Source organism: Paenibacillus sp. FSL K6-1566, from assembly GCF_038050475.1.
Classification (GTDB): Bacteria; Bacillota; Bacilli; order Paenibacillales; family Paenibacillaceae; genus Paenibacillus_AQ; species Paenibacillus_AQ lactis.
On record NZ_JBBOSR010000001.1, the window covers coordinates 106,092 to 119,385 of the forward strand.

The 13,294-nt window shown below is 54.1% G+C and carries 10 protein-coding genes; 4 read left to right on the forward strand and 6 right to left on the reverse strand.

What is annotated here, in order from left to right:
- Positions 1-2 precede the first annotated feature (2 nt).
- Positions 3-1,997: a M1 family metallopeptidase gene (locus NST08_RS00505; protein WP_213617061.1), complete on the reverse strand. Its 1,995-nt coding sequence runs from the start codon at positions 1,995-1,997 to the stop codon at positions 3-5.
- Positions 1,998-2,144: 147 nt separating this feature from the next.
- On the opposite strand from NST08_RS00505, the gene NST08_RS00510 reads away from it, so the two are divergent.
- Positions 2,145-2,663 (forward strand): YwhD family protein, encoded by a 519-nt coding sequence (locus tag NST08_RS00510; protein ID WP_007133246.1) that lies wholly within the window; start codon positions 2,145-2,147, stop codon positions 2,661-2,663.
- A 116-nt stretch (positions 2,664-2,779) separates the two neighbouring features.
- On the opposite strand, the gene NST08_RS00515 is transcribed toward NST08_RS00510, so the two are convergent.
- The 3 genes from NST08_RS00515 to NST08_RS00525 form a co-directional block, all read right to left on the reverse strand.
- The gene (locus NST08_RS00515) at positions 2,780-3,943 is read right to left on the reverse strand and encodes a copper amine oxidase N-terminal domain-containing protein (RefSeq protein ID WP_007133247.1); all 1,164 of its coding nucleotides are present in this window, start codon (positions 3,941-3,943) and stop codon (positions 2,780-2,782) included.
- A 192-nt stretch (positions 3,944-4,135) separates the two neighbouring features.
- Positions 4,136-6,409 (reverse strand): heavy metal translocating P-type ATPase, encoded by a 2,274-nt coding sequence (locus tag NST08_RS00520; protein WP_341341335.1) that lies wholly within the window; start codon positions 6,407-6,409, stop codon positions 4,136-4,138.
- Positions 6,410-6,796 (reverse strand): ArsR/SmtB family transcription factor, encoded by a 387-nt coding sequence (locus NST08_RS00525; RefSeq protein ID WP_341341336.1) that lies wholly within the window; start codon positions 6,794-6,796, stop codon positions 6,410-6,412.
- 410 nt (positions 6,797-7,206) lie between these two features.
- Here NST08_RS00525 and NST08_RS00530 point away from each other — a divergent pair, with 410 nt between their 5' ends.
- Positions 7,207-8,076 (forward strand): hypothetical protein, encoded by an 870-nt coding sequence (locus NST08_RS00530; RefSeq protein WP_341341337.1) that lies wholly within the window; start codon positions 7,207-7,209, stop codon positions 8,074-8,076.
- 234 nt (positions 8,077-8,310) lie between these two features.
- Here the strand turns inward: NST08_RS00530 and NST08_RS00535 are convergent, their stop codons facing one another.
- The gene (locus NST08_RS00535) at positions 8,311-10,377 is read right to left on the reverse strand and encodes a transglycosylase domain-containing protein (RefSeq protein WP_007133251.1); all 2,067 of its coding nucleotides are present in this window, start codon (positions 10,375-10,377) and stop codon (positions 8,311-8,313) included.
- Positions 10,378-10,704: 327 nt separating this feature from the next.
- Here NST08_RS00535 and speE point away from each other — a divergent pair, with 327 nt between their 5' ends.
- The gene (gene speE, locus NST08_RS00540) at positions 10,705-11,532 is read left to right on the forward strand and encodes a polyamine aminopropyltransferase (protein ID WP_077571076.1); all 828 of its coding nucleotides are present in this window, start codon (positions 10,705-10,707) and stop codon (positions 11,530-11,532) included.
- 17 nt (positions 11,533-11,549) lie between these two features.
- Complete coding sequence (speB, locus tag NST08_RS00545) at positions 11,550-12,416, forward strand: agmatinase (protein ID WP_028406699.1); 867 nt, start codon at positions 11,550-11,552, stop codon at positions 12,414-12,416.
- 410 nt (positions 12,417-12,826) lie between these two features.
- Here the strand turns inward: speB and NST08_RS00550 are convergent, their stop codons facing one another.
- A complete protein-coding gene (locus NST08_RS00550) occupies positions 12,827-13,012 on the reverse strand; it encodes a hypothetical protein (RefSeq protein WP_144872835.1) in 186 nt (61 codons plus the stop codon).
- Between the last annotated feature and the right edge of the window lie 282 nt (positions 13,013-13,294).

Sequence of the window (13,294 nt, forward strand, 5' to 3'; positions counted from 1 at the left end):
CCTCACCACGACATGCTGCCGAACAGCGTCTCCACGAGCTTGGTAATGCCGAGATTCCAGCGTGTAACGACTTTCGGATCCATGCCAGCCTTCATATAGTTATTCATGTGTTTATTCTCCAGCATGATGGTATATTTCGGATCCACCATGGCCCAGGCGAGCGGTGTATGGTATTCCAGCGTATAGGTCACTTTGCCGTTCTTACCGCTCCATGTTCGCTCAACAAGCTTGCCATCCTCAAAAGCGAACACAATCGGCACATCGGTAACATCGCCGCCCTTGCTCGTGATGTTTACGGTCGAAACAAACCGTGGGTGCGCTTGTGAGCCTTTATTTTTAGTTTTGATCTGGTCGATCGCGATGTCAGCCATTTGGCTGCCGTAAACGTACTGATCGAAATACGACTGCCATGAGGACTGGGTAACCTGTTCAACAACCTTCTGGAAGTCCGTCGTTGTCGGATGCTTGAAGCGGAATTTTTTGGCGTAGGTCATCATGATTTTATCCATCGTCTTGGATCCGACTTGTCGCTCGATGCCCTGGAGCACCAGCTTGCCGCGTGTATAGACGTTGAGTGCGTAATTTTCATGCGAGCTGTATTTCCAGGACTCCATCTTAAGCGGTTCAGGCGACGTAATGGATGCGCCTTGCGCCGCGGTATTGGATGTAATTCCGTACTGCTTCTCCATGACCTTCTCCTCGGCATAGGAAGCAAAAGCCTCGTCCAGCCATGCCTCTTCGAATTCGTTATTGGCTACGATGCCGTAGAAATATTGGTGGGCGATTTCATGGATGACGGTCCGCTCCAGCTCATATCCGGGCGAGTCGTTATTGGCTCCGAAGGCGGTGACCAGCGTCGGGTATTCCATGCCGCCTGCGCCGTTGCCGGAATAAGGCGGGACAACGATGGATAATGTGGAGTACGGATAGGAGCCGTACCATTTGCCGAAAGAGGACAGCGCCGTTTTGGCTGTATCAAAATAACGCTCCTTCAAATCCTTATGAGCCGGATCAAGGTACAGCTTGATCCGGACGCCAGGGATACCCGGAGCGGAGTAAGCCTCTTCCGCCGTCACGAAGTTCGGCGAGGCGGCCCAGGCGAAGTCATGCACGTCATCCGCATAGAATTGGTAAATTTTCTCTCCGTTTGCTTTCTGCGCAGGCTTGGTCGGGAACCCGGTAGCGGCTACGATATAGTCCTCGGGTACACGAATCCGAACGCTATAGATGCCGAAGTTCGAGTAAAACTCCGAATTACCGTGATACTGATGTAAGTTCCAGCCTTCCTGGGTTCTTCCCCGCGTGCCGGCAGGCTCGTATACCGATATCTTGGGAAACCACTGGCCAGCCATGACAAAATCCTCGGTCCGGCCCATGCGCGCGAAAATCTTCGGCAGCTCTACCTCAAACTCCAAATGCAGGGTTATACTCTCTCCGCCTTTTACAGGCTTGGGCAACCGGAGTTTGGCAAGACTTTGATCTTTGATGTTCCCGTCATCCGGCTGAACAAACTGCAGTCGTTGCGTCAGGCCCAGGCCCTCGGTCGTTTTCACGTTCGTAATCTTCATCGACCCATAGCCGTTCTCGGGCATCGGATCGGATCGAAGCCTGCCTCCGGACTCCTTCATGAACGTCGTTTCATCGGATGCAAAGGCGTTCGGGTATAAATGGAAGTAGAGCTCATTCACGCTTCTTTTGCCAGGATGGGTCCAGGTGACGGTCTGCTTGCCTTTCAGCTTGTTTTGTTCAGGCTCGTACCTTACATCCATGTGGTATTCGACCAGCCGGTCGCTAAGCGCAGGGGCCGGTGCATCAGGCTGAACCTTTGGAGGTGAAAGCGGGGCCTTCTCCACGGCAGAGACGGAGGGCTTGCCCCCATTCGGAGCAAGCGCCGACAAGGAGGACCCTTGATTAGAAAGAAATATTGGCATCGATCCTGCAAGCAAACCCAAGGCGAGCAGGGATGATAGAAAGACTTTGGCACGTGGTGGGACCATATCGAATAACCTCCCGTTGACAAGCATCTACAGCATGTATATGTTTGCTTTTGGAGGATTATTAGTTAAAATAAAATTATTGGGACAAAGGTAGTTACGATGCAGCCGACATGCTTTGTCGGCTCTGATATAGGAGGTTTTGCGGCAATGGAGAACGGGAGTCAGGAACAGGGCGCCAAGAAACAAATCGCGCTGAACATTATTAACAGCAAGAGCAAGCATAAAGGGTTCGGTGCAGGATCGATTGATTTGAACAGCCTTTCGCCAGTCATTATCGATAATGGCGAGGCCAAGGTGGATATCGGGGCCATGCATGCAAAGAGCAAGGTGGAGCGGGGCATCCGGTTTACGACGGACCGGGACGAGGTGCCTAATGGCCGTCAGGTGTGGATCGTATGGGTAGCGGTGGACCGCACGGCTGAAGGGCAGCATTACGCCGGTGCGACCGCTTGCGAAATGTGGATCGATCAGGAAGCGCGCAAGGGCTGGAAAATCCTCGCCGATCATGTGAACAAGATGGACGCTGCGCTAAAGCGCCGGATTATTCTGGACGGACTTGGCGATGTAGAGAAGAAGGCGCTGCGCGAGCTGCTGATTTCCCGCAATGAGGAATGGTGGAACGCATCCCCGGATGAATTCAAGGAAGCGCTTCGGACTGAGGAATAATTATATTGCCTTGAAAAGAAAGTTTTAGGATTAGAACGCGAAGAAAGACCGGTCAAGATTCGAGGGAGGAATCTTAACCGGTCTTTTTGTGCTGGCGTGTTTAGTTATCGGATTCATTAGAAGGGCAGAGCATATGTCAGATTCTTCTTGATATCGAGAAACGGATTTTCATATTGCAGCGTCAGCTTGCCGCTCTTATAACCGACAAACGTCAGACCATCACCGATGAAGCCCACCTCATTCGGCGGCATTTCCCCGATGGCCTTGATGCTTTCCTCATCCAGAATCTCAGGATAAATCAGCTCTGCTTTCGTGCCAGTCGGGTTAACGATGTACAGGGTTGCCTTCGTATATGGCCGGACGAGCAGGAAGTCCTGTTCGATCGCCTCCACCGTGAAATCATCCTTTACGCCTGTAAGGGCGGCGAGATCATAGGTTTTGACCGTCTTGCCGGTCGGATGAACGAGCTCCAGCTTGCTGCCGTTCATCATGGCGATATTTCCTTTATAGCCGGTAACGTTCGGCTCGTAGTTAATGCCCGCGAAGTTGGCATTCTGGGTTGCGGCTGTTTTGATGATCTTCTGATCCCGAATGAGTACACGGTATCTAGCTTCATGGATATGCGGCTCTCCGTACGTGTTATAGATGTCGGCCACGTACGTATTGCCATTTACCTTATGCGCATCGATCTCAAGAATGTCGATATTTTCAATAGACACCTTGCCTGCTTTTACAGGAACCGTTCCTGCTTTCCCCATATAGAGCGTTCCGTTCTCCCGGTTCACCCAAAACAGCATGCTGCCTTTTGCCGTGTAGGCATATCCGGTTCCCGGGTTAAAGGTTGTTGCCAATCCGGATTTGGCATCATAACGGAGCGGGATGGCAAACGCTTTGGTAATCAGGCTGGCAGGGACGTAGGTCACCCCTTTCTTGATGACCGGCGCGGCCTCGAGCTTCAGCACGCTGCCTTTCGCATTCACGGCACGAGCCTGCCCGACCTTGATCCGGACGGATTCCTTCGGACTGTTAATGTACATCTGGTTCTTGCCAACAACCGTCAGCTGCAGCTGGAGCGATTCGGAAATTTCCTTCAACGGTACATATAGGACTTTATTCTTCGTAAATGGCTGATTTTTAAGATCAATCGTGCTCCATGCGGCTTTGGCCTCCGAGGCGGCTGCTGCGGCATGCGAGGGTACTGTCGCGGCGGATGCTGTTAATAACAGCGTCGCGGCTAGGGAGGCGGTTCCGGCTGCTTTCATCCATTTTCTTGTGTTCATGATAGGTCTCCTCCTTTAAATCGTTGGGTAATCTTTCTCCCATATGCATAAACGAGTCGGGCATGGAAAATGTTTCATTGAAGAGCGAAATGATATGAAAAAAAATATATAGCCAGCCGAATTGCCCTGCTTCTAAGCCCATAAAAAAAGAAGCTTCATCCTGCTGGATGAAGCTTCGAAGAGTGTTCGCTGTCACGACCGGGCTATCGGCTGGGATAAGCCCTCGGTTACGGATTCCCGATCCTTGCCAAGCAGGATGGACAGGCCGAGCAGGGTAACGATAATGGTTGCCCCCATATCCGAAATGATTGCGATCCACAGCGTCAGCCATCCGGGGATGGTGAGCAGGAGAGCAATCGCCTTCAAGGACAGTGAGATCCCAATATTCCATTGGATGATGCGGTTTACCCGGCGGGCCGTTCGGATCGCTCCGGGAAGCTTGCCGAGGTGATCCTGCATTAAGACGACGTCCGCCGTTTCGATGGCGCTATCGGTCCCCTTGCCCATGGCAATCCCGAGATCCGCCGCAGCCAATGCCGGGGCATCGTTGATGCCGTCACCGACCATGCCGGTCTTCCGGCGGGAGGCCAGTTCCTTGATTTTGGATACCTTCTGTTCAGGGAGCAGGCTTGCAAAGACGCGGGTGACGCCGGATTGCTTCGCGATGGACTGCGCGGATTGCTCATGATCGCCGGTAAGCATAATCGTTTCGGTAATGCCGGCTTCGTGAAGCTTACGGACGACGTCCGCCGTTTCCGCCCGGATCTCGTCCGCCAGACCGAAATGGCCCAATACGCCGTCTTCGCTTACAGCCGCAACAATCGTATATCCCTGTGCCTTTAAGTGGGCAATATCTGCTTTGACGGCGGCCAGATCATTCCGGGCACTGTCACGAATATGGGTCAGAACATCCTCACTGCCGACCCAATACAACTGTCCGTTGATCCGGGCCCGGACACCTTCACCCGGGAGAACCGTAATATCCTGCGGATCACGGAACGTACACTGCGGCTGCTTGATTTCAAGATGCTTCATTACCGCTTTGGCCAGCGGGTGGAGCGATGCTTGCTCGATAGCCCCAACCACTGCGTAAAAGCGGTCTTGGTCGTAGACCGTCTCGGCATACACGGCGGGCTCGCCCTTGGTGAGCGTGCCGGTCTTATCGAAAGCAATGGCCTCCAAGCGGCCGAGCTGCTCCAGATGGATGCCGCCCTTGATCAGAATGCCGTTTCGGGCTGCCCGGGTCATGCCGCTGACGAGCGCAATCGGCGAGGACAGCACAAGCGAACAAGGACATCCGACAATAAGGATGGATAGTCCCTGGTAGATCCACGTCATCCAGGGCTGATTCAACAGCAGCGGAGGTATCAGTGCAACGCCGAGCGCGATGATCATAATGGCGGGCGTATAGTATTTGGCGAACTTATCGATAAACAGCTCGGTCGGCGTCTTGCTGTCCTGCGCTTCCTGTACCAAGTGCATAATCTTGGCGAGGGAAGAATCCTCATATGCCTTCGAAATAGCGATATGGAGCACGCCGTCCGTGCTTACGCTGCCGCCAAAGACCGTATCGCCCACCCGCTTGGTGACGGGCACCGATTCGCCCGTAATCGCAGCTTCATTGACGGCCCCGGCTCCGCTGGCAATCGTACCGTCAGACGGAATTTTCTCGCCGGGCCGGACCCGAACTACGTCGCCGGGTTTAAGGGTTCCGATCGGCACGAGGACAGGCTCGCCGTCCCGCAGCAGTTCCGCTTCCTTCGGCGCGGCCGCCAGCAGAGCTTCCATGGACTGGCGGGCGCGGTTCATGCCGTAGCCCTCCAGCAGCTCATTGAGCCCGAACAGGATCGCGACCAGCGTAGCCTCCCGCCATTCGCCTATGATGACCGCACCGACGAGCGCTACGGTCATCAACGTGTCCATATTAAATTTGAAGCGGGTCAGGTTTCTAAGGCCCCGAAGAAATGTTGTGTAGCCGCTAAGCAGCATGGCGCCCGCATACAGTGCGATCAACACGGGCTGCATGGTTCTTCCTTCCAATAGGAAGGTGAGCAGGTACAGCGCAGCCGAGATGCCGAGCAGCCATTTCATCTTCCGCGTGCTGTCCTGTGCGTGATCGTGGGCATGGCCGTGATCATGGCTGCGGTGTTCATGACCGGCCGCCCCGTGGTCGGAATGGCCGCCGGGCGATGCGGCTGCTTGGGAGGAAGATGACGGGGCTTGAACGATTCGTGCTCCATCGCTCTTCAAGATGCTTTCTACGCGGCTGAGATCCACATGAGGGGAGACAGTCAGCTTCCCGCTGTTATAGCTCAGCCGGGCATTGTCGCCATGTTTAAGCTTCTGGATCTCCTCCTGCATCTCACGCGTGCAGTTCGGGCAGGAGAGGCCCTGTACGCGATATTCAACAAAGCTAGGACCATCCGTCTCTGGAGATGGCTTCGTTTGTGATTTTTGTATACCCATTTACCTCTTCTCCTTCTGATGCTCCAGCGTCATATGAAGCAGGGTACGGATGTGATCATCCACAAGCGAGTAATACACATTCTTTCCGGATTTTCGCGATTTGGCGATATCCTTGTTCTTCAGCGTTCTTAGATGATGAGAAGCCGTTGCCGTGGAGCAGCCGAGCAGCTCGGCAATATCGCAGACGCACAGCTCGCCTCCGCGGTCCAGCATATAGGCGACCTTCACCCGAGTAGGGTCCGCTAGAGCTTTGAAGATTTCCGCCATCCCCTGCACATCATTGTCGGACACCTGCTCGCTTAATACGGCAGCGACCCTGTACGGTGAAGGGCACGTGATTTCACATAGCTCGGCGGAATTGTCTGCCGGTACGGTTCGGGTTTCCATATCCAATCGCCTCCTTGAAGAAAATGATTAGGGCTCTTATTCTTTATATTCAAACCGTCGTTTGATTGTTTAAACCTAATATACCTCTTTTTATTATTATATTCAAATGAATGTTTGATTGTTCCTGGGATTTCGCGTTCGGCCAGGGAAAAGCGCAAGCCTGATTTTTGAAAATCTGTGCCGTTAGGAGCAGGGCATATAGGTCAGAAAATCCTTCCATTTCCTTGGCGGCAAATTTATACTTAATAGCAAAAAGCGAAGTCCCTATGAAGTGAGCGAAGCTTGCCGGTGAGCGTTCCCCGTGCCCCCGGTGCAAGAATTGGGCCAGCGGCTCATCACAACCGTTATATCAGCATCATCTGTACCTGATCCTTCAATTGCAGAATCGTAAATAACAGGGAGGCATGCGTATGATGTGTCCAATATGCCGATACGAGACGGAAGAAGGGAAGTACTGCGAGCAGTGCGGAGCCCGTCTGATCATCGAGGATAAGGCCGTATTTACAGCGTTCAAAGAGCAGGCGGCTGCCTCGGAGGTATATGGTGTTCACCAGGGAAGCACAAGATATAGAGGCAGCTCCCAAGGTGAGAAGGAGATGCCTGTGTACATACCGCCTGACATTCCGTTTCATACCGCGGGACGGCAGCACGTAGAAGAGGAAGCCGTATCCAACCCTTATTGGGAAAGCATTAAGTTATACGGGCAAATCTACGGAGACTATGTGGTCAAGGGATTGAAGCATCCGATCGCATCCGCTTCCGCCACGGATGGCAGCCAGCTGCTTAACGCGACGGTGTCCATGCTGCTGTATGTTCTGTTTCTTCCGCTCTTGGGTTATGTTACCCTGAGCTTTGACGGAGCAATCCTGCAGAAGGGAGCTTTTGTTCATCTGGTCCTGAAGCCGATGGGCTGGCTGGCGCTGTTCTTATTTTTGCTCAATGTATTTACTTTTACCGCCGTGAAGCTATCCAATTACCCGGGAGTCAAGCTGAAGGAAGCGATGGCAAGGTTCGGGACATTTCTGATCCCGTTTCTGGCCCTGCTCGTCATCAGCCCGCTATTTCTATTTATAAACAGCGACATTACAACGGTCATCCTGATTCTGTCGTTTGTCAGTACGGTGATCACGATCCCGGTGCTCGTCATGAACAGCTACAAGCGCAAAAAAACCGGCGGCTTGGATCCGTTGTACGCGATCCTGTTGGTCTATGCCGCAAGCCTGCTGGTGCTTGCTTTGATCTGGGATATCTTCACCCGCTACTTGATCACAAGCCTTTAGAAGGGATGAAGGTATATAGAGGGATCTAACTCAATTACATAGGAACACAGAAAAGCAGCAGGCGATGCCTGCTGCTTTTCTTATATATCGATGTGTCTGATTGTGATGGATGCTGCTAGAGCACACGGAGCTACGGAAGGCTTGGAAATACGCTAAAATGGGGCACTTTGCAGGGTTCGTGGCGTACGTTGCTTGGGGCCACATCAAAGGTAATCCGCTCGATAGGTTGTTCGTTTACTCCACCCACCAGCGCTTGAAGTCCTTCCACCAGGAGCGTTCCTCTTGCTTTTTGGCCGCTTTGGTCTGATCCGCTCCCTTTGGCTGCTTCTCGCCGTCGCCGTGCTCGACACAGTATTCCTTCGGCTCCGTTCCCTTCACGAATACTTCCAATACCTTATCCGGGCAATCGGGGCCGGCCAGCATGCCGTTTTTCGGATCGACGTAGGCGCTGACCACCTGATCCGGAATGGGGAAAATTTTCGGCGGCACGTTCTCGAGCGCCTTCTCCGTAAAATTGGCAAAGATGGGCGCTGCCCGGTGGCCGTCCACCTTGCTGATCTCCCGGCCCTTATCATAGCCGACCCACACGGCGGTGGCCAGCTCCGGGGTGTATCCGACGAGCCAAGCATCGGTATCGGTCGTCCCGGTTTTGCCGGCAACCGGACGCTTCATCATGGAGGACACGCGGTTGCCGGTTCCGCCGTTCTCGAACACGCCTTCCATCATGCGGGTCATCACATATGCGGCGGCCGGCTCCACGACCTGTTCGCCCGGATCCTCCGGAGCTTCGTAGACACTCCGGCCGGCAGCATCTGTAATGCGCAGCACCGCCACCGGAGCGACTCGCTTGCCGTTGTTGGCCATAACGGCATAAGCGGATGCCATTTCCAGCGGGCTGACGGGGGAGGTCCCGAGCGCGAGCGAAGGGACAGGCTCGAGCGGGCTCGTGATGCCCATTTTTTTGGCCATGTCGACGACCTTGTCCGGACCGAGCTGCATGATGGTATTGACGGCATAAATATTGTCCGACGCCGCGATGGCCTCGCGCATCGGAATTTCGCCCAAATATTTGCCCCCGAAATTGCTGGGCTGGTAGGTCTTGCGGTTGTTATCATAATGAAACAGGGTCGGCTGGCTGTTGAATACCGTTGTGCTCGTCATTTCTTTGGAGTTGATTGCCGTTAAGTACATGATCGGCTTGAAGGACGAGCCGGGCTGTCTCGTCTTGGCCAAGGCGTGATTGTATTGGTTTTCACGGTAATTTTTGCCGCCGACCATCGCTTTGATATGCCCGTTTCGGGGGTCGATGGACACCAATGCGGTCTCCAGCTCGCTTTTGCTGTCCATGCCGCTGGCAACCGCTTCTTCGGCTGCCTGTTGGACTCTTGGATCAAGCGTCGTGTAGATGTTCAGACCGCCTTGCTCCAGTTGTTCCTCCGTTATGTTAAGCTGCGAGGTGACCAGGCTTCGCACATAATCCCGGAAGTATGAGGCGATCACCTTGTTCTCTTGGCGGTCCTGGGGCAGTATAGCCAGCTTGGACGAGGCGGCCCGGTCCGCTTCAGTCTGAGTGATGAAGCCGGTCTCCGCCATAGCGTTCAGGACGATCCGCTGTCTTTTGAGTGCATTATCCATATGGTTATAGGGCGAATAATAGGTCGGCCCTTTCGGAATGCCGGCCAGCATGGCGCTCTCGGCCAAGCTCAGGTCTTTGGCGGATTTTCCGAAATACAGCAGCGATGCCGATTCGATGCCGTAAGCACCGTGACCGTAATAAATTTCATTTAAATACATTTCAAGAATTTGGTCTTTCGTATATTTCATCTCAAGCTGGGCCGTAAACTTGGCCTCCTTGAGCTTGCGGGTCCATGTCTTCTCATGGGACAGGTACAGGTTTCGCGCAAGCTGCTGGGTTAGCGTGCTGGCTCCCTGCTTGCGGTCCATGTGACGCAGGTTGACGAGAAGCGCCCGTGCCATGCCCTTCACGTCAAAGCCGAGGTGATCATAGAATTTCCGGTCCTCCACCGCCATGGTGGCCTGGATCAGAAGAGGAGAGATTTCGCTTAAGGCCACCTGCTCCGAGGTATGCCCCGTTGTCGAGAATGTGGCGAGCAGCTCGCCTTGGCTGTCGAGCAGCCTTGAGTACCTGTCCGTTTCCGCTATGGGCAGCGGCGTTATAAATAGATAGGCGAGCAGAATGCCGCCGGCGATGACCGATAAGCCAAGGAGTGCGAACAGAAATGCAGATAGCCGGACGAAACGACGTTTGCGCTTTTGCGGTTGTTTTTTGGATCCCGGCATGCGTGAAGCTCCTTCCTTCTCCAGGTGTAAGTCGGTGTTCTCCATCAAGGGCGGACCTACCGGACAAAAGCCGCTTGATGATTACCTTTTCTATACAGTATGGGGCGGGGAAGGGCAGGATATTCATGGGCGGGGCGGCAGAACCTTCCTTGTGCTTGCGCGTCCTAAGTTTTGGTTGCATTTTGGGCTTGATTTAATATAATACAATTTGTTTGGTACAATAGAAAAAGTGTGAAACTGTAAGCTCAAGGCATCTGCCCCGAATAAAGTTTTACGGCTTGGATCTGGACGGCTGAACATTATTCTAGCGGAAAGAAGGTAGAGACGATGGAATTATGGTTTACGGAGAAGCAAACCCCGACTTTCGGCATCACGGCGAAAATCCGGGAAACGTTTGTGCATGAGAAGACGGAGTTTCAACAGCTGGATATGATCGATACCGAGGAATTTGGACGTATGCTCGTCCTGGACGGCATGGTCATGACTACGATTAAGGACGAATTCGTCTATCATGAGATGGTCGCTCACCCTGCGCTAAACACCCACCCAAATCCGAAGAAGGTTCTGGTCGTCGGCGGCGGAGACGGCGGTGTCATTCGCGAAGTGATCAAGCACCCTGGCGTTGAGAAGGCCGTTCTGGTTGAAATCGACGGCAAAGTTATCGAATATTCGAAGCAGTACCTGCCTGAGATTGCCGGCAAGCTCGACGATCCGAAGGTAGAAGTGCTGGTGAATGATGGATATATGCATATTTTGGAGCACAAGAACGAATACGACGTTATTATGGTGGACTCCACCGAGCCTGTAGGCCCGGCTGCTCCATTGTTTGAGCGCGGCTTCTACCAAGGCATCTATGAGGCGCTCAAGGATGACGGTATTTTTGTGGCACAGACGGACAACCCTTGGTTTAAAGCCGATCTGATCCAAAAGGTCAGCAAGGACGTAAAAGAAATCTTCCCGATTGTCCGTGTCTACGGCGCGAACATTCCTACGTATCCAAGCGGCTTATGGACCTTCACGATGGGCAGCAAGACGTATGATCCGCTTGAAGTGGACGAGTCCCAAATCGCGGAGATGGATACGAAATACTATTCGCCACGCCTTCACAAGGCAGCGTTCGTGCTGCCTAAGTTCGTCGAAGATCTGGTGAAATAAGGAGGCCGCGGCAACTGATGAAACTTGATCAAGGTTACTCCGGCAACGTGTTTATTTTGAGCTCCGAGGATTACGCTGGATCCAAGGCGGTCATTTACGGCATGCCGATGGATTTTACGGTCAGCTACCGTCCCGGCTCCCGCTTCGGCCCGGCCCGTATCCGTCAGGCTTCGGTGGGCTTGGAGGAGTACAGCCCGTATTTGGATAAAAGCATTGAGGACATGACCTATTTCGATGCCGGCGACCTGATGCTGCCGTTCGGCAATGCTGCCCGCAGCCTTGACGTGATCGGCGACTATGTCGGCAAGCTGCTGGATGACGGGAAATTCCCGATCGGTCTCGGCGGGGAGCATCTTGTGTCCTGGCCGATCATTCAGAAGGTCTACGCGAAGTATCCGGATCTGATCCTGATTCATATCGATGCGCATGCCGATCTGCGCGAGCAGTACGAGGGCGAGCCGCTATCCCACTCGACGCCGGTCCGCAAAGCGGCCGAGCTGATGGGCGGCAGCAACATTTACCAATTCGGCATTCGTTCCGGCTCGCGCGAGGAGTTCCAATACGGACGCGAGAACATTAATTTCTATCCGTTCGACGTGGCGGCTCCATTGAAGGAGGCCTTGCCGTCTATGGGCAACCGTCCGGTCTATGTGACGATCGACATCGACGTGCTTGACCCTTCAGCCGCACCGGGCACCGGTACCGCGGAAGCCGGCGGCATTACCTCCAAGGAGCTGCTGGAAGCCGTGCACTTGATCGCAAGATCCGACGTCAACGTCGTCGGCTGCGATCTGGTGGAAGTGGCGCCGATTTATGATCCGACGGAACAGACGCAGATCGTGGCGGCGAAGCTGATTCGCGAAATGCTGCTAGGGTTCGTTTGACCCTCCCAAACCCTCCCTACTAGGGAGGGCCCCGAGGGCGCTGCCCTCTGGACACCCGAAACTTGTTGGCGCCGAGTTAGGTAGGGTGCAGGATTGGAGCGGGGCTGGTGCGTGTGCACGGCCCTTCTCGGGCTCCCTTGCGGACCGCCCTCAGGGCCTTCTGGATGGTTGTGAGGCTGCCTGGGCTCCGCCATCACGGCAGCGTTTTTTTGAACAAGCAAGCCTCCTCCATCTCAGCCTATCGGCTGGCGGAGGAGGCTTGCTTGTTCGCGTGCGAGAGGCCCCCTCGTGTCAGCACCCCTGTCGGGGTAGCCTCGGGGGGCCGAGGAGCTGCCGGGGCTTTGCAACCCGGCCGGGAGTGGCTCCAAGCGACCTCCGCTGCCTTAGCCTTCGGCTGTCGGCGTCGGACGCTAGGAGAGGCGGCCCGCCACTCTCGGAGCATCCCTGACGGGAGCGCCTCGAGCGCCTGGCCTAGAAGGCGTTCCGGGCTCCGCGTCGGGCCGCCCGGCAGGACGCGTCCGTGGCAGCGCCTGCGTGCCGCCCGTGCCCGTAATGCTGCCGTGTTCCAACGCGGCAGCGTTTTTTTGAACAAGCAAGCCCCCTCCATCTCAGCCGATTGGCTGGCGGAGGAGGCTTGCTTGCGTTAGAGGATCTTGTCGATGCTAGCGTTGAGCCTAATGAAGAAGTGGACAGACTTATTCAAAATATTCCAAGCAGGCTTTCAGCTCTAGGTTGCCTGCTGCATTGGTTTATGATTGTCATGAAGAAAGCAGAGAAGATTTTGGGTAAGAAACTCGAACGGAAAAAATTCTCAATATTATGCAACTCTGAAGGATTATTAACGTTGTTATATATAATTGCAATTTTTTATTGTAAAA